This window comes from Microbulbifer sp. NBRC 101763 (assembly GCF_040371615.1).
Lineage (GTDB): Bacteria > Pseudomonadota > Gammaproteobacteria > Pseudomonadales > Cellvibrionaceae > Microbulbifer > Microbulbifer variabilis.
Genome location: NZ_BAABQV010000005.1, coordinates 92,667 through 112,674 on the forward strand (window position 1 = coordinate 92,667; position 20,008 = coordinate 112,674).

18 protein-coding genes are annotated in these 20,008 nt (G+C 48.0%); 9 read left to right on the plus strand and 9 right to left on the minus strand.

The window, feature by feature from the left end; translation table 11 throughout:
• Window position 1 precedes the first annotated feature (1 nt).
• Window positions 2–1,063, minus strand: coding sequence for a DNA-binding protein (locus ABWV76_RS13295; protein ID WP_353376206.1), 1,062 nt, complete (start codon window positions 1,061–1,063; stop codon window positions 2–4).
• 193 nt (window positions 1,064–1,256) lie between these two features.
• Between ABWV76_RS13295 and ABWV76_RS13300 the strand changes: the two genes are divergently transcribed.
• The 5 genes from ABWV76_RS13300 to ABWV76_RS13320 all read left to right on the plus strand — a co-directional run bounded on the left by ABWV76_RS13300 (window position 1,257) and on the right by ABWV76_RS13320 (window position 7,682).
• Window positions 1,257–2,264: a site-specific integrase gene (locus ABWV76_RS13300; protein ID WP_020412830.1), complete on the plus strand. Its 1,008-nt coding sequence runs from the start codon at window positions 1,257–1,259 to the stop codon at window positions 2,262–2,264.
• Between the two features lie 335 nt (window positions 2,265–2,599).
• Window positions 2,600–3,298, plus strand: a complete 699-nt coding sequence (locus ABWV76_RS13305) for an SDR family NAD(P)-dependent oxidoreductase (protein WP_282953453.1) — start codon at window positions 2,600–2,602, stop codon at window positions 3,296–3,298.
• Between the two features lie 69 nt (window positions 3,299–3,367).
• The gene (locus ABWV76_RS13310; protein ID WP_282953452.1) at window positions 3,368–4,114 is read left to right on the plus strand and encodes a flavodoxin family protein; all 747 of its coding nucleotides are present in this window, start codon (window positions 3,368–3,370) and stop codon (window positions 4,112–4,114) included.
• 673 nt (window positions 4,115–4,787) lie between these two features.
• Entirely contained in the window at window positions 4,788–6,494 is a 1,707-nt protein-coding gene (locus ABWV76_RS13315) for a thiamine pyrophosphate-dependent enzyme (RefSeq protein ID WP_353376207.1), read from the plus strand.
• A 342-nt stretch (window positions 6,495–6,836) separates the two neighbouring features.
• On the plus strand, window positions 6,837–7,682 hold the full coding sequence (locus ABWV76_RS13320) for a mechanosensitive ion channel family protein (protein ID WP_353376208.1): 846 nt from the start codon (window positions 6,837–6,839) through the stop codon (window positions 7,680–7,682).
• Window positions 7,683–7,750: 68 nt separating this feature from the next.
• On the opposite strand, the gene ABWV76_RS13325 is transcribed toward ABWV76_RS13320, so the two are convergent.
• The gene (locus ABWV76_RS13325) at window positions 7,751–8,638 is read right to left on the minus strand and encodes a LysR family transcriptional regulator (RefSeq protein WP_353376209.1); all 888 of its coding nucleotides are present in this window, start codon (window positions 8,636–8,638) and stop codon (window positions 7,751–7,753) included.
• A gap of 110 nt (window positions 8,639–8,748) precedes the next feature.
• Here ABWV76_RS13325 and ABWV76_RS13330 point away from each other — a divergent pair, with 110 nt between their 5' ends.
• Both ABWV76_RS13330 and ABWV76_RS13335 read left to right on the plus strand, forming a co-directional pair.
• A complete protein-coding gene (locus ABWV76_RS13330) occupies window positions 8,749–9,504 on the plus strand; it encodes an SDR family oxidoreductase (protein ID WP_353376210.1) in 756 nt (251 codons plus the stop codon).
• A gap of 91 nt (window positions 9,505–9,595) precedes the next feature.
• Window positions 9,596–10,093, plus strand: a complete 498-nt coding sequence (locus tag ABWV76_RS13335; protein WP_353376211.1) for a DUF1097 domain-containing protein — start codon at window positions 9,596–9,598, stop codon at window positions 10,091–10,093.
• Here ABWV76_RS13335 and ABWV76_RS13340 read toward each other — a convergent pair.
• Window positions 10,090–11,016, minus strand: coding sequence for a LysR family transcriptional regulator (locus ABWV76_RS13340; protein WP_353376212.1), 927 nt, complete (start codon window positions 11,014–11,016; stop codon window positions 10,090–10,092). The two genes, ABWV76_RS13335 and ABWV76_RS13340, sit on opposite strands and share 4 nt — an antisense overlap.
• 103 nt (window positions 11,017–11,119) lie before the next feature.
• On the opposite strand from ABWV76_RS13340, the gene ABWV76_RS13345 reads away from it, so the two are divergent.
• The gene (locus ABWV76_RS13345; RefSeq protein ID WP_353376213.1) at window positions 11,120–11,713 is read left to right on the plus strand and encodes an FMN-dependent NADH-azoreductase; all 594 of its coding nucleotides are present in this window, start codon (window positions 11,120–11,122) and stop codon (window positions 11,711–11,713) included.
• 78 nt (window positions 11,714–11,791) lie between these two features.
• Here ABWV76_RS13345 and ABWV76_RS13350 read toward each other — a convergent pair whose 3' ends face one another.
• On the minus strand, window positions 11,792–14,962 hold the full coding sequence (locus ABWV76_RS13350) for an efflux RND transporter permease subunit (protein ID WP_282953444.1): 3,171 nt from the start codon (window positions 14,960–14,962) through the stop codon (window positions 11,792–11,794).
• Window positions 14,963–14,973: 11 nt separating this feature from the next.
• Window positions 14,974–16,149: an efflux RND transporter periplasmic adaptor subunit gene (locus ABWV76_RS13355; protein ID WP_020412842.1), complete on the minus strand. Its 1,176-nt coding sequence runs from the start codon at window positions 16,147–16,149 to the stop codon at window positions 14,974–14,976.
• Window positions 16,150–16,398: 249 nt separating this feature from the next.
• On the opposite strand from ABWV76_RS13355, the gene ABWV76_RS13360 reads away from it, so the two are divergent.
• Window positions 16,399–17,082 (plus strand): TetR family transcriptional regulator, encoded by a 684-nt coding sequence (locus ABWV76_RS13360; protein WP_353376214.1) that lies wholly within the window; start codon window positions 16,399–16,401, stop codon window positions 17,080–17,082.
• 1,124 nt (window positions 17,083–18,206) lie between these two features.
• On the opposite strand, the gene ABWV76_RS13365 is transcribed toward ABWV76_RS13360, so the two are convergent.
• The 4 genes from ABWV76_RS13365 to ABWV76_RS13380 form a co-directional block, all read right to left on the minus strand.
• On the minus strand, window positions 18,207–18,551 hold the full coding sequence (locus ABWV76_RS13365) for a hypothetical protein (RefSeq protein WP_353376215.1): 345 nt from the start codon (window positions 18,549–18,551) through the stop codon (window positions 18,207–18,209).
• 9 nt (window positions 18,552–18,560) lie between these two features.
• The gene (locus ABWV76_RS13370; protein WP_353376216.1) at window positions 18,561–18,731 is read right to left on the minus strand and encodes a hypothetical protein; all 171 of its coding nucleotides are present in this window, start codon (window positions 18,729–18,731) and stop codon (window positions 18,561–18,563) included.
• 30 nt (window positions 18,732–18,761) lie between these two features.
• A complete protein-coding gene (locus ABWV76_RS13375) occupies window positions 18,762–19,112 on the minus strand; it encodes a hypothetical protein (RefSeq protein WP_353376217.1) in 351 nt (116 codons plus the stop codon).
• Window positions 19,113–19,758: 646 nt separating this feature from the next.
• Window positions 19,759–20,007: a hypothetical protein gene (locus ABWV76_RS13380; RefSeq protein WP_353376218.1), complete on the minus strand. Its 249-nt coding sequence runs from the start codon at window positions 20,005–20,007 to the stop codon at window positions 19,759–19,761.
• Between the last annotated feature and the right edge of the window lies 1 nt (window position 20,008).

Consider the following 20,008-nt stretch of genomic DNA (forward strand, 5'->3'; position numbering starts at 1 on the left):
TTCACTTCTGAATCTTCAGGGAGTTCTCCAGCTGGGTGAACTGCCCTTGTATCATCGCCTTTTCCTGCAGCAGGATACGATTTTCATCCGCCAGCTGCTCTATGCGGTCCTTGGATAAAGTCAAATCTATTTCGAGCTTTTCCATGGACTGATATTGTAACTGTGCCTCTTTGGCGAGAGCTGAGTAGTCACTTTGCAGTTGGGCTAACTGGTTCTGTAAGCTGGTTATCTCCGTAGCTCTAGCCATGTCCAGCTTGCCCTGATCTTCAGCCTGCCTTCTAAGCACTTCCACTTCCGCTTGAGATGCTCCAACCTGTTCACATAGATCATGCTTTTCTCGATTAACTTCTGCCACCAGTGCCTGCCCGTGTTTATTCAGCAGCTCCTGCTCACTTAACTTGCGCTCGGTCAGTGCCAACTGCTCAGTAAGTGTGGCCACTTGACCTTTCAGCTGCTCACTTGCGGAGCGGAACTGATCCCTTTCATGCTGACGATCGCTGGCAGTTCGTTGCTGGAAATGCTCGAAGTGCTCACGAATATCACGGTTCTCGAGCCTCATTTCCTCAATGGACTCTTTCTGCTCCTGAATGCGGCCCAAAGCCTCTTCACGTTGAAATTCGCTCTTCTCAACCGCTTTCTGCGTATCATCCAGAGCCCGCTTTAGCTGGCGCTTTTCGGTTTCCGCAATCGCCAGCTTCCGCTCCAGCTCACGAACACTGGCCGCCTGCTTGGAGTTTTTCTCCTGAACCTCGCTGAGTTGGGCGGCTATTGATTCTTCCTGAGCCCTAAATTCCTGCTGAACCTCTTCAACTCTTTGGTCCGCCTGCCCCTGGATGCGCTGGTGTAACCCTTTGAGAGCCTCCACCAGGTCCCTAGGGAGGCCACTAACATCTGTGTCATTGGCAATCTCGCTACGCCAACGCTTTAACAGTGGCGCGATAGTGCTTTTGCTGCCAGTTCCCAGGTGAGATCGCACCCGATCTACCGTTGGCTCTTCCCCCAGGGCCTTTACCGCTTTCGCAGCCTCAACAATATCGAAATAAGTAACCCCTGCACGTGCCATTAGCCTTTCCTTAGATTATTTCGTTACAAATTACGTAATACGTAATATTACATAATACTTTACAATTAACCAATTCTTGAATTTACCTTTATAACCTTCGATAATGATTCTTATCGAAGGTTATATTTATAAGAAAGCCCGCATTTCCCGTACCACCAGTACAATCAATACTTCTTAAGGTGTCTTGAAAATCATGGGAATCCAGCCCTCCCCGCCCGGGATACCCCCGCTAAAAACCAGCTCTCTTAGTACAACTGGACAGGCTGACGCTCTGCTATCAGAAGAGGACATCCAGAAATACCTGCGTGCGGCCACCTCTGACAGTACGCGCAAGGCTTACCGCTCAGCTATCCGCCAGTTCGAACGGTGGGGCGGCAGGCTGCCTACCGATGGCCACTCACTAGTGAGCTATCTGATGAGCCGGGCAGACAAGTTGAACCCTCGCACATTGGATCTGCACCTTACCGCCATTGGCCAATGGCATCTGTATCAGGGAATTCCAAATCCAGTCACCGAACCCTTGGTACAAAAGACTATGCGCGGCATTCGCCGCACGCATGGCAAGCCCAAACAAAAAGCCAAGGCTTTGAGCCTCCAACACATTGCCACTATGGCTAATCAGTTGCGCTCGCAACCGGATTCAAATAAGAAGGCAAGGGATCTCGCTCTGATTCTAATTGGCTTCTTTGGGGCATTTCGGCGTAGCGAGCTGGTAGCGATCCAGGTGGAAGACCTGGTCTGGGAAGAGGAAGGCCTGATTGTGCGTCTACCTAAATCCAAAACAGATCAAAACGGTCAAGGAATTATGCGTGCCCTCCCCTTCGGTAAACCAGAATCCTGCCCAGCTCAAGCCCTCAAAACCTGGCTAAAAGTAAGTGGTATTGTTCGTGGGCCGGTATTCAGAGCGGTTAACCGCTGGGATACAGTTCAGGACCGGCAATTAAATCCCACTGCCATCAATGACCTACTGAAGAAGCTTGGGGCAGATTGTGGATTTGACTTCATCAATGAACTCAGCAGCCATAGCTTCCGCCGCGGACTATCTACATCTGCAGCCCGGGAAAAGGTTGGTTTTGAGCTGATCAAAAAGCAAGGTGGCTGGAAAAGTGATGCCACAGTTTGGGAGTACATTGAGGAAGGGCAACAATTCACCGAAAACGCCTCAGCAATTCTTATGAAGAAGATGGCAGAATTACTTTAGCTGCTATGGGAGCCCGGAATCTGCCTCAGGCTCCCGAAAAAAAGCCTGCTAAATCTGTAAGCTTGAGCTGAATCGCCCTATGGGAGCACCAATACCTACCCTGCCGATCCACTTTCCATCTATCTCAGGCTGTCTACACTGACAAGCTCATAAAATCAGCCACGCTCGCCAATAAACACCTGGGACCAACTAAACTCTCCGGGCAGCAACGGGCAATATCTACTAACTAACCCTAATTACCACAGCACTCTTGTACCCAGGCGCCAAAATAGTTCTTTTTGAGCCGTAAATTGGCCCGGGTCAGGACTCACCAGCTTTTCCTGGAGACACCAACCATGGCTAAACACACCTGCGTCGTTGTAGGCGTCGGGCCTGGAAATGGGGCCGCCTTTGCCAAGAAGTTTAATCACGAAGGCTACCAGGTGGCGCTTCTTGCCCGAAATAAAAGTTACCTAGATAAATTGCAGGCTGAGCTGCGCCAGGCAAAGAGTTACATCTGTGACGTTACCAAACCTGATCAAATTGCCGATGTATTCAGCCGTATCCAAGCTGAAATGGCCCCAATCGAAACATTGATCTACAACGCTGGCTCTGGCCACTCCTGCACCATTGAAAATCTCGATATCTATGAATATGAATCGGATTGGAAGATAAATTGCCGGGGCTGCGCTCTATTCGGCCAACTGGTGACTACTGAGATGATCCAGCATGGCAAAGGAAACATCATTATTGTGGGGGCAACCGCCTCCCTCCGCGGCGGAGCGAACTTTGCTTCTTTTGCATCAGCAAAGGCTGCGCAGCGCAGTCTTGCCCAATCGATGGCCAGGCATCTTTGGCCCAAAGGGGTACATGTAGCCTACCTGATCATTGATGGGCCGGTAAGTAAAAGTCGCACACTAGATGGAAGCACAAGAGATAATCAAACATTTTTGCAGCCACCAGATATCGCCGACACGGCCTTTTTCCTGACAACCCAGGCCAAATCCGCCTGGACTTTCGAGGTGGATCTTAGGCCCCATGTGGAGAAATGGTAACAACTATCAGCTAAGTTAAAACTGCTCATTCTGATTTGCCGGGAACCAGATTTTGCAAGGAGGCCAATAATGACCCTTAACAAGAAACAAATTGAAGAGTGTGAATCCAGCCGTTGGGACTTTTCTGACCTGAAAGCTGTATTTCTTAACTGCACTCTGAAGCCTACGCCGGAACTATCCCATACGGATGGACTGGTTACTATCTCCCGAGAAATCATGCAAAGAAACGGTATATCGGTACAGGTACTGAGACCAGTTGACCACGATATTGCCTTCGGCGTTTACCCAGATATGACTAAACACGGCTGGGAGAACGATGACTGGCCACAGATATTTCAACAAGTGATTGAGGCCAATATCCTGGTTATAACAACACCTATTTGGCTGGGGGAAAAATCATCCGTATGCACCCAGGTTATAGAAAGGCTTTATGCCAATTCATCTGATCTGAATGACCAGGGACAATACGCCTATTATGGGCGAGTCGGGGGCTGCCTTATTACTGGCAATGAAGACGGAGCCAAACACTGTGCGATGAATATCCTCTACTCCTTGCAACATCTTGGCTATGTTATCCCACCCCAAGCAGATGCAGCCTGGGTTGGTGAAGCAGGCCCTGGCCCCTCATATCTGGACCCAGGTTCTGGCGGCCCGCAAAATGACTTCACCAACCGCAACACCACCTTTATGACATGGAATTTGATGCACCTTGCGAGAATAATAAAAGATGCCGGTGGTATCCCCGCCCATGGAAATCAGCGCTCGGCATGGGATGCAGGCTGCAAGCCCGATTTTCCCAACCCCGATTATCGATAGGGACGCCCTCCCCCGTTGATCAATCTGTGTCCATCGATTGGCGGGGAAGTGTAAATAAATCGAAGCATGATGTATCAATGCCTTACCTTGGCTCTAAGTCAGAAAGTAATAGCCTTTTGCTGAGGATATATCTAACCATTTCGTATCGCTATTGATCGGCACTATTGAAAGTTGCCCTCAGAACTTGCCACATAGAAACCAGATAGCGGTACTGCCAGTCTTATGACCAAGAAACCCAATGTGTCTGCTTCATGTCATAGGTAGTTTCACGCGCGAAAGCCAGTGGTCAATTTGCGCATTATCCATTTCGCGCTGGAGCATTCATCCTCGAAACCTAATACCATCATACTAAATATCCAACGCTCATCGCCTTAGCCTCAACCTCAGCCAAATCACTCTTTCAGGAGCTCATCACTGCCCATAGAAAACTCAATCGGACACGACTCACTGACTGATAAAAAGGCACTCACAAGCAGGTGCTATTTGAAAAAACAATAGTGTAAAGCCCCAATAAAAATAACAGTTACTTTCTTTGAATTAAGGTTCATAACCATGATGGCCTATTAGCCTTTATAGCAACTTAAAAATAGAAACGAACTAAGCTATAAGAAACAAACGCAGAAAATCGATCAATATGAACATGCAAACAGGGATATAGAAGGCAAACTTATTTATGAGCCATTCTACAACACATCCAATATACAATGGCGCTTATGCCATAATTGATCAATTAGATGCAAACAAAGTAGATTGTATTTTTGCCTCGCCCATCGCCATTATGGCGCCAGTGTGGGAAGTATTCGCTGCTAGAGAAAATAAAATAAACATACGCTATTTTCGTTGTCGTCATGAACTATTGGCTGTCAGCCTTGCCTATGGATACTTTAAGGTTAAGGGAAAGCCGCAGGCTGTTTTTCTCCCTTCCAGTCTGGGAGTATTAAACGGCTCTATGGCACTAAGGTCCTCATTACAAGAACGAATCCCGATGCTCGTTATATCACCTGATTCATTAACCTACGGTGAGGATGCTACAACCGATCCAGGTCCGGAATGGCCCTCTTTACTTGTTGATTTTGCAGGCCCAGCAATAGAGGGAGAAAGAGTCGTCAAATGGTCAAAAAAAGCAATAACTTCTTCTGATCTAGTACAAGAGCTTAATCGGGCCCAATTTATTGCAAATGCTGTCCCGCGAGGGCCCGTTTTACTTGAAGTATCTTTCGATATATTACTACATGAAGCACCCAAGTCTCTGCCTCCCGTTCTGGCTTCAAGTCCGGTAGTGGCTACAAAAAGCCAAATAGAAGAAATAACAAATCTGTTAGCAAGTGCATCATTACCTATTATTATCACAGAATATGGTGGACGAACAAAAGCTGAAAAAGAACAACTAATCCATATCGCTGAAACTCTTGCAGCTCCTGTTTTCGAGTTCATGATGCCTGCGTATCATAACTTCCCCAGGTCTCACCCGCTGTATGGGTTTGAAATTACAAGTGAAATCCTCAATAAAACTGACGTCATTCTGCTCATTGGCTGTAATGCCCCCTGGCATCCTCCCCACCGGGCATTAATGCCTGATTGCACTGTCATTCATCTTGAAGAAGATCCATTAAGGCCTCGTGCGCCCTATTGGGGTTACAAAACAACCCATACTATTGCAGGTGACCGCTTTCTCAATATGAAGCAAATATCAGCCTCACTGGAAGACAAAAAAATTGATAACAAAAAGCGTGCTAATGATTGGTCACGTTATTCAAACTCAATACGGGAAAAAAACCGTAAAGATGCACAAGAAGTGTTACAAGCAACGAAACAAGGTATTCCGGCTTCAGAATTATTCCGAGTTTTACATGATACTTTACCCGAAAACTGCGCATGCATCGATGAGATTGTTGCCCAGGTTCCTCAGATGCTGAATCATTTGTACAGTACTAAATTATTTCAACAATTTAGAGGCTGGTGTGGTGCATTAGGAACCGGATTGGGCACAGCATTAGGGGTAAAACTTGCGAGCCCCGACAGGCTCGTCGTTTGCATTATTGGTGATGGCGCCTGGCACTATAATCCTATTCCCGCTGCGCTGGGATTCTCTCAGGAATATGGATTACCGCTTTTCATCGTCTTATGTAACAACAACCAGTACTTATCGCAAACTTGGAATATACAAAAGTACTTCCCAAATGGTGCAGCAATTAAAAATAATCATTTTGTTGGCAATCTTATACAGCCTGAACCTGATTATTGTAAAACGGTCGAATCTTACGGAGGGCAAGGCCTGCGAGTAAAAGAGATAAGCGAGTTAAAAAAAGCTATCAACAAAGGATTGCAAAGTATTCAGACCGGGAAAACATTTTTGCTCGATGTTAAAGTTGTGCCATAAACTAGAGAACCTGTATCAACTCAGACCTGGACATGTGTCTAATTCACCTCATAATGTTAACCAACGGATGAGATGTTTCGATAACTCTCCCCGATTCCAGCTATCGATAGAGATATCCTATACTTGGTCTTTTTTGGGTGTCTATAGCCTAAAAATATGGGCATTTGGCCAATCCTATCCACACTTTTAGCAAGCTATTTACAAGATTCACAACCAAGGATAGATTGCCCGCCTTCGTGATTTTTACCAGTCCCCACCACTCTGACTTTGTATGCCCGCCTTCATCGAGAAGTCGAGCGTTGATATGGTGGCTTACCCATCTCCGTGAGGTCCCTTTTCCGAATGAAACCAGAGTTCTTGGAACACATCCTGGATAGCAAACTATTTGTCACTGTATGCCTAGTTACAACCATTATGCTGTTGCGCGGCTTGCTTACGCTAGCCATTGCCCGAAGTAGCTGGCAGAAAGCTGATAAACGTCGCCGCATCAATACTGTACATAATATCGGCAACTTATTGCTGGTAGTCGGTTTAATGGTGATTTGGGTAAGTGAACTTCGGGATTTTGCCCTGTCTATTGCCGCTTTCTCTGTGGCAATTGTTCTGGCACTTCGTGAGGCTGTACAGTGCTTGGTTGGCGGTTTATATCAAGCCAATATGCGCTCTTTCACCGTTGGGGACTGGATTAAAGTTGGCGACCAGTTTGGTGAGGTCACCGACAGTGATTGGTTAAGCACCACACTTTTGGAAATCGACCCTCACGGACTTGGCAATGGTTATACTGGAACCACCCTTTACATTCCCAACAATGCGTTCTTCACCCAACCGGTAAAGAACCTGAACTTCATGCGTCGCTATATCGAGCACACTTTCTCAATAACTCGCGAACGCAGTGAAATAAACCCTTTTGAGGCCAAGAAGTTTATTGCAGAACGCTTGAAGGAACACTGTGATTCATTCCGGGAAGTTGCCGAGCGCTACTGCAAGCTGATTGAGAGTCGTATGGGCGTGGAGCTATCTGGCCCTGACGCGAAAGTGAGTGTTACAACCAATGATCTTGGTCATGATGTGATCACTGCTACAATATTCTGCCCTCGTGAAGAGGCAACAAATATCGAACAGCTAGTGACCGAAGATTTTTATAATTTCTGGTTTGAGAAAACAAAAAATTTGAAGGCTGGAAACTAACAACGGCATTCTATCTCAAGCGCTGGTGGATAGCTTTTCCCAGTGCTTGGGTTGCTCCCACCTACACCCTAATGATCAGCAAAAATTTCTGTTAACCATTCAATAAAAGTCCTAACTCTAGGCGACAGGAAACGATTCTGAGTAAAAACTACAGAAACCGGTTCACTTGGTGGGCGAATGTTAGGTAACACTTCTATTAGATTGCCCTCAGTTAGATCCTTTTCAACATGAAACCTGGGGAACTGGGCCAGGCCAATCCCTAATTTAACGGCATCCCGATAACTCTCCGTACCCGTTACCGTGATAGGCGCTATAGCTTCCATGGTTTCAACCTTGTCCCCGACGCAAAATGATAGCGGCGTTGACTTCCCCGTTGTTATCGAACGGAGGGCCACTGCCCGGTGATGGCTCAAGTCACGTAGGGATTTCGGGGTGCCGTAGCGCTCAAGATAACCCGGTGAAGCACAGGTGAGTCTGTCCAGCATTGTCAGACGCCTCGCGATCAACTCACTATCGGCTAAATGACCATATCTGATCGCACAGTCCACTCCTTCCTGGACCAAATCAACCCAGCGATCCCCTTCGCTCATCACCAAAGTAATATCGGGGTAACGTTCAAAAAATTGCGGAAGCTTAGGCATAACGAAGTGGCGAGCAATTGTTCCCTGTACATCGACACGAACCTCCCCTTTCGGCAACGAGCCCTTAAATGCACCTTCCGCTTCTTCTACATCCGAAAGTATCGTTAGACATCGCTGGTAATACAGCTCCCCATCCAGCGTTGCTTTTACCTTGCGTGTGGATCTCTGTAACAACCTCACACCAAGCTGCTTTTCAAGCTTATTGATCACTTGTGTAGAGGTAGATCGCGGAACATCCAAGTCGCTAGAGGCCGCGGTAAAGCTGCCACGCTCAACGATTCGAACATAGAGCCGCATTGCATCCAGCTTATCCATATTAAGCCCATTGTTTATCTATTTAGAACAATAGGTTCCATTTTAGCTAGATTATCTACTCAAACCACGAGCTTATTCTCTTCGGGAACATTACTCATAGAGTCACAGCTGTGACTCCAATCAGCTTGAAGGTCATTTTGGAAAAAGTTGCACTAGTCACCGGCGCTTCCAGAGGCATAGGTGCGGCTATTGCCACCCGACTGGCAAAGGACAACTTCACAATCTTGGTTAACTTCGTTGGCAACTTCAATGCCGCTGAAAAGCTGGTCAATCAGATTGAAGCGGCCGGAGGAAAGGCCGTCACCGTTCAGGCAGACGTCAGTGATTCCAACGCAGTTACTAGATTATTTGAATCTGTGGAAGCCACCTTTGGTGGTATTGATGCTGTTATCAATAGTGCTGGCATCATGAAGTTAGCAACTTTAGCCGAAAGTAAAGAAGAAGACTTCGACACCATGGTTGCCGTCAATCTTAAAGGTACATTCAACACAATGCGGGAGGCCAGTAAACGCCTTAGACCAGGTGGGCGAATTATCAACTTGTCCTCAAGTGTTGTAGGCCTATATATGCCCACCTACAGTATCTACGCAGCAACCAAAGCCGCCATTGAGGCGATGACACAGGTAATGTCCAAAGAGATGCGAGGACGAAATATTACCGTTAATGCTGTTGCCCCGGGACCAACAGCAACCGAACTTTTCCTCGATGGCAAAACTGATGAGATGGTGAACAGCCTCGCCAACTTGTCTCCACTGGAGCGACTGGGAAGCCCGGAAGATATTGCAAACACGGTTGCCTTTTTGGCCGGGGAGCAAGGGGGATGGATCAATGGGCAGGTGATTCGGGTTAATGGCGGGATTATATAAATCCAACCTTAAGCCCGGTTCATTATTCGCAGCAGTTTAAGGAACTTAAGCTGCTGCTATTGATTATTTTTCTGACTTGGAAAGAAAGCCGATGCCCTCCCTAACCCAGGCGTTAAACCTAAAGCGCAGTAGAGATACCTTTATTGCTGCAACTATTGCCAGTGCCGCCGCCTTTACCTGCCTTGCAACAAATTTAGCTCCGTGGGCAATGTTTGTCGGCTGGGTTGTCTTTTTCACCAGGCCCACCTCTATTTCCAACACATTAACCGGTAGTATTTGTGTCACTTTGGGAATTTTACTCGGCGTAATTGCTTCTGTAATAAACAGTGCGTTACTGCCTGTAATGGGTAAAGCTGCCTTCGCTGCGACAGTATTTATTGTAGCTTTTATCGTGGTTTCCCTCAGGGGAAAGCCCATTATCGGCAATATTGCCGCTTGGTTTCTGGGGTTAATTACCTTTTTTGCTGCACATGCCGAGACCACTTATATAGGAATAGCCTCACTGATCGCCCCTGTTCTCCTGGGAATATCCTCAGGCCATTTATGTACCTATCTACAATCCCTACCAGGAAAAAATAAAGCGGATTAATCTGCTTCCAATTCTCTTAGGCGCTGGCGAATAATTTCAGCCAGCCTTCTTGCTCCTGGGCCTGTAGTCTCGCGATCGGCAAATATCAGGTACATAGACACCTGCCTTTCATTGCCACCGCGTAAGGGCAATGGCTTTAAGGTGCCCTCTTCCAGTTCCTGTCTAATTTTCTCCTCCGGCAGCCAGGCAAAACCATAGCCACGGCAGGCCGCGCCAATGGAGGTGGCCATATTGCTGACAGTCCAGCGTTGGGCCACATCTACCGTATGGGTCCGACTGGTTCTCTGTGAGCCTGTATCCCGCACCACCAGATGGCGATGATTGCGTAAGTCTCGCAAGGTCAGCTCTCGCCCCAATTGGTGTAAAGGATGATCCGGGTGGGCAACGGGAATGATTCGTACCGGGCTGTAAAGCAGCTCACCATTGAAGCCTTTGGGAATATGTGGGCTGATAGCGAAGTCGATCTTACCCTGCTGCAGTGCTTCAGGCCCACCGCCGATAACGGTTTCATAAACTTCAATACGGGTCTGCGGGCTTTCCTCGCCAAACTGGTCAAGACACTCCAATAATAACCAAGTGGGAAAAAAGACCTCTATGCCGATAGCAATTTCTGACTCCCAGCCAGCAGAAGCCTTACAGGCTGCAGCCTCTAAAGATGCGGCATCCTCCAGCAGCTGCCGTGCATGGCGGTACAGCATATCGCCCGCTTTTGTCAGCACTGCTTTGCGGCCACTGATAGTGAATGCGGCCACACCCAGCACAGACTCCAGTTTTTGCACCGCATAGCTTACCGAGGACTGGCTCTTATGCAGGCGTTCCGCCGCCTGGACGTATCCTCCGCCCTCAACAACCGCTACCAAACACCGCCATTGCTCGAGCGTAATTTTCGGGTTTGAAGATGATCTGGCAAACTGATTAGTCATAAATCGGATATTTCGATAGATTTCAGTGAAATTTTCTAATTTTTAATCGAATTAACCAATGTTTCAATAGTGTTCAAGCTAATTGATTCACTAGGAACCAGTCATGACAAAGTTGCTCAATATCCAATCCAGCATGTTCCAAGCCGGAGGACAGACCTCCCAGCTGGCTGCAAAGTATATCGAGAGCTGGAAAACGAATAATCCGGATGGCGAACTAATTCAGCGTGATCTGGTGGCAGAGCCGGTGCCCCACCTGTCTCTGGAGCGCTTTCAGGCCTTCACTACCCAGGCTGAGCAGCGCACCGCAGATCAGCAAGCTATTGTTGATTTTTCGGACAAACTTATTGAAGAGATTACTTCGGCAGATGTGCTGGTACTGGGTGTACCTATGTACAATTTCACAATCCCCTCCACCCTGCACACCTACTTCGACCATATCGCCCGAGCCGGCGTCACCTTCCGCTACACAGCGAATGGTCCTGAAGGATTGCTGAAGAACAAGAAAGCAATCGTCTTTGTCGCTCGAGGTGGCTATCACGGTGACGATCATGCGCAGAGTGCCTTTCTACGTCAGTTCCTCGGCTTTGTAGGTATCACCGATGTTGAACTTGTTTACACGGAGGGGCTTGCGACCGGTGAAGAGGCAAAAGAAAAGGCCGTCGCAGCTGCAAATGAACGTATTACTGAGCTTGCTTAAACCTGCAAGTGCTACCGCATTCATTGGAAATAAAAAAGCCAGGCCCTATTATCCGGCCTGGCTTTTTCAGATATAAATTTATACAGCTTCTACAGCCTCAGTCTCATTGCGTTCAGGAGCATCAGCCTGAGATGACTCTTTATTATTAGCCTTTCTCCCAAACAGCCTCTGCACCACCACAAAGAACAAAGGAATAAAGAAGATTCCCAGCAGCGTGCCCACAACCATTCCCCCCAGTACCCCGGTTCCAATTGCGCGCTGCGCGCCAGAACCTGCACCAGTGGCTATCGCCAGCGGAAGAACTCCCAAACCAAAAGCCAAAGAAGTCATCAGGATAGGACGCAGGCGATCGCGTACTGCACGCATAGTAGCCTGCACCAGCTCCATACCATCCTCTAAGTTTTGCTTGGCAAACTCCACAATCAAAATGGCGTTCTTACTGGTTAAGCCCACAGTGGTCAACATGGCCACCTGGAAATAGATATCCCTTTCCATCCCCCGCAAGCTATTCGCCAGCACCGCGCCAAGAATACCTAAAGGCGCCATTAACAATACGGCTGTTGGTACTGTCCAGCTCTCATAAAGTGCGGCAAGGCACAGGAAAACAATCAGTAATGACAGGGTATAAAGCAGTGGTGTTTGTGCTCCGGCGGCACGCTCCTGGTAAGAAAGGCCACTCCACTCAATACCAACACCCGCCGGCAACTGAGCTACCAGTCTCTCCACTTCTGCCATGGCCTCACCAGAGCTGACTCCTGGAGCTGCCTGGCCGTTGATTTGCATGGATGGCACGCCGTTGTAGCGCTCCAGGCGAGGAGATCCGTACTCCCAGGAGAAGCTGGCAAAGGAAGATAGAGGCACCATATCGCCTTTATCATTGCGCACAGACCAAAGCTGGAAGTCTTCCGGCACCATGCGATATGGCGCATCCGCCTGCATATAAACCCGCTTCACCCGGCCGCGATCGATAAAGTCATCGATATAGGAGCCACCCCAAGCGGTACTCAGCGCGCTGTTAATATCGGCAATAGACAAGCCGAGGGCCGCAGCCTTGGCGTTGTCAATTTTCACCCGGAACTGCGGCGTGTCCTCCTGGCCATTGGGGCGTACGTTAGAGAGTAATTTACTCTGCCCGGCCATCCCCAAGAATTGGTTGCGGGCAGCGGTCAGTGCTTCGTGCCCCAGATTGCCGTTATCTTTTAAGTAAAAGTTAAAGCCACCAGAAGAACCCAACTCTGGCAGAGGCGGCGGCGCAAAGGCAAAAGCCATGGCATCTTTAATTTGCATCAGCGCGCCCATAGCACGCATGGCTACTGCTCCGGCACTTTGCGATTCCTCTTCCCGGTCGGACCAGTCTTCCATATTTACAAAGGCGATACCGGTATTCTGGCCGCTGCCAGCAAAACTAAAGCCCTGCACTGAAAATACCGACTTCACGATACCCTGCTCGTTGTCCAGAAACTGATCTTCCACTTTGCGGATAGATGCCATGGTGCGTTCCTGGGTCGCACCTACAGGTGCCTGCACCATAGAGAAGAGCACGCCCTGGTCTTCATCCGGCAGGAAGGAGCTGGGTAAGCGCAGAAACAGGAAGGCCATCACGGCCGAAAGGGCCACAAACAACAGCATAAAACGGCCGCTGCGTTTTAGAATGCCCTGCACTCCGCCCTGGTAACGCTGGCTGCCGCGCTCAAAGTTCCGATTAAACCAACCAAAGAAGCCTTTCTCACCGTGGCTTTCTCCTTTTGAAAGTGGTTTCAGCAAGGTGGCACATAGTGCGGGGGTCAGGATAATCGCCACTAATACAGACAAGGCCATGGCAGCAACAATGGTTGCTGAGAACTGGCGATAGATTACTCCGGTAGCGCCATCCATAAATGCCATAGGCACAAACACTGCCGAGAGCACTACGCCGATACCTATCAGTGCCGCAGTAATCTGCTTCATGGATTTTTTAGTTGCTTCCTTTGGTGACAATCCCTCTTCACGCATCACCCTCTCTACGTTCTCCACAACCACAATGGCATCGTCCACCAGCAGGCCGATGGCCAACACCATGGCGAACATAGTGAGCATATTGACCGAAAATCCCAATGCCGCGAGAACCGCAAAGGTTCCCAGCAGTACTACTGGCACTGCAATCGTGGGAATTAAGGTTGCACGGAAGTTTTGCAGGAACAGATACATCACCAGGAAGACCAGCACAATGGCTTCAATCAAAGTACTGATCACACCTTTGATGGAGACCTCAACGAAGGGCGTGGTATCAAAAGGTACGACCGAGGTAAGTCCCCTTGGGAAGAAAGGCTCCAGCTCCTTGAGCTTTGCTTTAACGCCCTCTGCGGTATCTAACGCATTGGCACCAGTAGCCAGGTTAATGGCAATACCCGTTGCCGGTTGGCGGTTGTAGCGGGAGATAAACTCGTAGTTCTCTGCCCCCAATTCAACACGAGCGATATCGCCAAGCCGCAGCAGGGAGCCATCATCATTGGCACGGACCACAATTTCCCGGAATTGCTCCGGGGTTTGCAGGCGTCCCTGTGAGGTAATGGAGGCATTGAGTTGTTGCCCCGGCACTGCCGGCGCACCGCCAAGGCTGCCCACGGTAACCTGGGCATTCTGTGCCCGCACTGCTGCGGCGACATCATTCGGTGTCAGGTCGTAAGTGGTCAGCTTATTGGGGTCAAGCCAAATACGCAGTGCATACTTGGAGCCGAATACCTGCACGTTTCCAACGCCCGGTACCCGGCTAACCGGGTCCACAATGGCTGAATTAATATAATCGGCAATATCGTTGCGATTCATACTGCCGTCTTCAGATACAAAGCCCGCAACCATCAGGAAGCCGCCGCGGGACTTACTGACGTTGACCCCCTGTAGCTGTACCTCTTGGGGCAACAATGGCATTGCCAACTGCACCTTGTTCTGGACCTGTACCTGCGCGGTATCTGGATCGGTACCATTCTCAAATGTCAGAGAAATGGAAGCACCACCGTTGGATTGACTGGTAGCAGACATATATAGAAGGCCATCCAGGCCTTTCATATTCCGTTCCAGGATCTGTGTAACGGAGTCCTCGACCACCTTGGCAGAAGCGCCCGGGTAGTTCGCCTCAATATTGATAGAGGGCGGTGCAATATTGGGATAACGCTCCACCGCCAGCTTGCTGATGGACAATGCACCAGCCAGCATTGTGATAATTGCCAGAACCCAGGCAAAGATGGGTCGGTTGATAAAGAAACTCGCCATAACCCCTACCCTCAGGAACCCTGCTCAGCTGTGGTTTTTTCATCGCCAATTGCTGCAGGTGGCTGTTTGTCCTCACGCTCACTCGGCTGCACCGGGGCGCCGGGGCGGATTTTCTGCAATCCAGCCACCACGACACGGTCGCCGGGCTCAAGCCCCTCTTCTACCAGCCATCGATTGCCAACTGTGCGGCTTACCCGTACTGAGCGCTGAGCAACGATATTCTCTTCATTGACCACCATGGCTGACGTATTGCCTTTCGGGTCCCGCGCAATACCTTGCTGAGGCACCAAAATAGCGTTATCGCGTACACCGCTGCCCACTATTGCACGCACATACATGCCCGGCAGCAACATATTATCCGGGTTGGGTACAACTACCCGTAGCAATACGCTACCAGTTGAGGGATCAACACTTGCTTCGGCAAACTCGAGTTTGCCCTGGTGTTCAAACTCACCGCCATCTTCCAGCAGGATCTTGACCGGCAGATGAGTGGCATCCGCCAGTGTGCCGGCCTGGAGAGCCCGGCGAAGGCTTACCAACTCTGCAGCCGACTGAGTAACATCCACATAAATGGGGTCCAGCTGTTGCACTGTGGCCAAAGTTGCGGCCTGATTGGCCGTCACTAGTGCCCCCTGGGTTACAGAGGATTTACCAATTCGGCCCGTAATCGGGGAAGTAATTTGGGCGTAGTCCAGCTGTATCTCAGCCCGGTGCAGCTCCGCTTTAGCCTCGGCCACATCTGCACGAGCTTCCTGCAAATCCGCCTCAGCCGCATCATTTTCCTGCTTGCTAACGGCTCCATTACTTATTAAGCCTCTAGTCCGTACCGCCTTCAATCGCGCGATATTCATGGCGGCGTTGGCACGCTGTAACTTCGCGCGGGCACTGTCCACATCCGCTCGGTAAATGGCATCATCCAGCTGATAGAGCGGCTGATTTGCATCGACACGGCCACCTTCACGGAACAATTGCTGTTTTATGATGCCATTAACTTGCGGGCGAACTTCCGCCACCTTGAAAGGGGAAGTGCGCCCCGGCAACTCCCTTGTGAGGGTCACTGGCTCAGATTCCAGCGTGACAACTGTAACCTGAGGCGCCATCATCGGCGGTGTAGCGGCCTTTTCATCGCAGGCCGCAAGAACAGAGGATGCGACCAGAAGACTGATTAGCGCTTTTTTATTGAACATGGTTACCTCAATAAGGGCTGACTACCGGTATTGCGGGTCAGTTGCGGGGAAACATGAAAAGAGACAGGAAAGTCTAGTTCTAGTTGCTTGACATTTTATGTGCACGCATGAAATTCAATCAACTGTTCATCAGCGCGTAATAATCGACTAAGATGCACTTTCACCCAGTGTTTTCAAGGGTTTGCACGAATATCTCATTTAGCTACCGTGCGGCGAAATGCGGTGAATATGCGGTCAGATGAGACAAACATGATTAGAAAAGAAGCTGCAGTCCCCATGACCAAACTCAGAAAAGAGCAAACAGCGGCAACTCGTGAGCGTATCCTGGACGCCGCGATGAATGTATTTCATGAATTCGGGGTATCACATGCCTCCCTTGCAGAGGTGGCTGAACTGGCCGGGGTAACCCGTGGCTCGATCTACGACCATTTCCGCAGTAAAGCTGGATTGCTTAATGCCTTGACAGAGCGCATGGAACTTCCCGGTGAGAGACTATGTGAGACTGCCGGGAAAGAGCTGAAGGAAAACCCTTTGGGAACCTTGCGTACCCGCTGGGTTTGGTTGTTCCATGATATTGCCTGCAATGAACAGTGGCAGCGGGTCCTCGAGATTATCTTCCTACCATGTGAGGCTGTCAGTGAAGTGTGTGAATCAACCCAGCGTATCAAGCAGGGCCGTACTGCTGGCTTAGAACGCATGGCCAACTTAATGAAGATGGCAGTTACTGCAGGGCAGTTGCCTACAGATTTAGATGTAGATCTGGCGCAACAGATGCTACATGGTGGTCTTTTTGGTGTATTGGAAGACTGGCTGCAGTCTCCACGAATTGAGGATTTGGGTGAACTGGGCGAGCGTTACATCGACACGCTACTAGATATGATTCGCTTTTCTTCTACTATGCGTTTGGACAGGCAGCAGCGAACCTTGCACTGATCCTGCCTTTAATATTATTAGTTCTATGCGGTTTTTAGCTGCTAACCACATGTAGGCAGATTCCCACACCATGGTTGCAAGTATCATTTTTCCTTTCCCCCGTGAGTAGTTAAATAGCAGCCCGGTACTCTCCGGGTTTGCACACATTAGTAGAATGAGTTTCTAAGCTTCCTCAGTGACAGAATCTTTAAGTATTCCTGATAAGATATAAATAGGGTAAATATCATCTCCAACAATTTCGACGGATACTTGAGTAATACCTCAATGTTCTTTCCTAGTAAGCTCAAGAAGCCTTGAGTGTAGTGGTCAACTGTTTTCTGACAGTAAGTTAAGTTTTTCTTCCGCCTTTATCATAGTGATGTTGGTGAGGGCGCTCTCCTTTGTTGATGGGAAGGGTCAGAAATGCATAAAAACCCGTAATCTTTTTTGAGTTAGTTCAGACTTGACCTTACAGACAGTGTCAGATCGTATTAAAATCTTGAATCAAAACTAGCCTTTAAGTCAGTGATCAACCAAATCAATCTTCAACTCTCTCCTCTCAGTCAAGAGCAAATTATGTGCCCACAGGGTTTACTCTTGACTGAGAGGGTTGAAGCTGGAACCCATTGCAGAAAGATTCAAAAGTTAAACCTAAGCCAATCTGAGCGACTACGCATTATTACCAAATGATTTCAAAAAGTGCCCAGAATTCTGAGAATAATAAACGCTGCGTGTATGGTTTGCATGATTGTCAGCAGTTGCTTTCTCCTAATTACAACTAAACTGAAATTCATAGAATTACCTGCCGATTTTCTCCCTACCTAGATATAGAATCGGTCCAATATTGTTAGACAATCAGCACAGGTTCCCTCTCCCTCCCTTCTTCTGACCATAAGCCAAGTATAAAGACAATCACTGATCTGCTTTTGATTCACTTCTTAATATATGGGTGTCCTGGGTTCTCTGTTTGAGCCTACCACCATAATTAGCATAGCGCCTCTGGGGAAGCTGCTTGAAGATTACCAAGTTTATCTGCTATCACAGAAAATATACTTGTAGAACCTCCACCCATTTTTTCCGCCAAGATAACTATAGTTCGATTTGCTGTACACGCCTGGGAATTATGGCTAACCCCTTTGTCACAACTAATTACAAAAGAGAGGTGGATGACTTTCAGGATATTCCTTTTTTTCCAAAAACTGCTCTGCATACCCCATTATCACTTTAGCCCAAGGGCTACTACCCAACCCTTCAAAGTTAGCGGATTGGTTTTCCGGTGTGGCGAACTCACTAGGATAACCACATGTATCAGACCACAACTTCGTAGGTATGTATTGATACTTAGCATTTAACTTATCAAAATTAAGTTCGCCTAATGATTGCCAGACTTTGTCCTGATTACGTTTATTGAAGTCAATTGACTGGACATCGTAAATAGCTTCTTCCTGTGCATCGTAAGTACGTATCAATCGTAGGTGAACAAGACTCATATTAATTCCTTATACTTGGGTGAACAGGTCCAGGGATTCAACATTTCGCCACTTGAGTGCTCTTTCGTGAGCAGGCATCAACTCTCCAGTTTTTCTAAACTGTGCAGACTCTTTCAGCTCATGTAGATAAAATTCAATATCATACTTAGTTGTATTTCCATTTTGCAATCGTTCAAGCATTGATCGTTCCCATCTCTGAAATTCAAGTTGTTACTTTCGAGTAAATTCAGGAAACTGATCCTTTAAAGCACTATCCAAGTGACTTTCAATACGATTCAGACCCTTTTCTGTTATTCTCGGTATCCCCTTTGTAGCATCAAGTGCATCCTCTACCTTATCCTCAAGAGTCTTTCCTCCAGGTACCCTACGCGCAAGAATGCCAACAACAGCCCCTGTGACATCACTATCCAAAACATCTCCTACAGAATCTACAATCCCGCCAGGAACATCAGCATTCTCAATCAATGCTTCACCGAGAGTACTATCCCCCAAAAATTGTTCATTAGTCTGCTGTTTAGATAGATCCCATAGGTCACCCATGTTGTTATACGTATAGGTCATGAAATCCCAAAAGGTAAAGTCTCCTGGCCCGTAACAAACTACAGCCACACCGGAGCAACTTTCTTGTGATCCAATACCTAAAAGGATAACTTCTTCAACTTGTCTCTATTTGATTGAGCCGTCCCCAGTGTCACACTCCTAAAGTTGGCACCTACTGTATTTCAAGTACTCTACAATAACTAGATCTTAACCCTATTCTCAAACGACTGAGCTTCTCACCAAAGCTTGAGCCCTATCTCAACTAAAATATTGAAAGCCACTTTTAAAGTTTGGTAGATTCAATAGAAGCTATACGACAAGCCAGCGCACCACTGAAAAGTGCTAGACACACGGTATTAGCGGCTCGCCTTCCTTCTAAAAACATGCTCACTTCCACCCAACTTCTTAGTACTATTTCTTTCGGCTTTTATCAAAAATCAATATTTTGGAACTCCAAGCATCATTTCTCAGTGCATCAAAATTCCTCAGCATTATTCCAGAAAGCAACTCCGCTAGAGCGAGTGCCAGCACCGCTGCTAACACCTCAAATCTATGGGTTTTCTGAATTAGTTTCTCCCTAAGATTGAGGTTTCAAGCGGCCAGCTGGCATTGATCGCTGAGCAAAAAACGAATAGCCCCCAACAGCATTAGCTAACCGGGGGTATAGTCACATATCAATCGAGGTATTAACAACTTCTCTCTTTGCAATTTCAATTGCTTTTTCCATATCTTCTAATGTTATCGCAACATGGTTTTCATTAGAAAAAAAGCGAAACCATTGCACACCATTTTCATCAACTCTAACCTCAAGGAAAGCTGGCTCCTCACCTTTGGAAATCTCTAAAACCAGTCCTTCACTATCCGGCACAGAACACAATTGAAAATTTGCTTTTTCTATAATCTCTGTATTTTTCAAT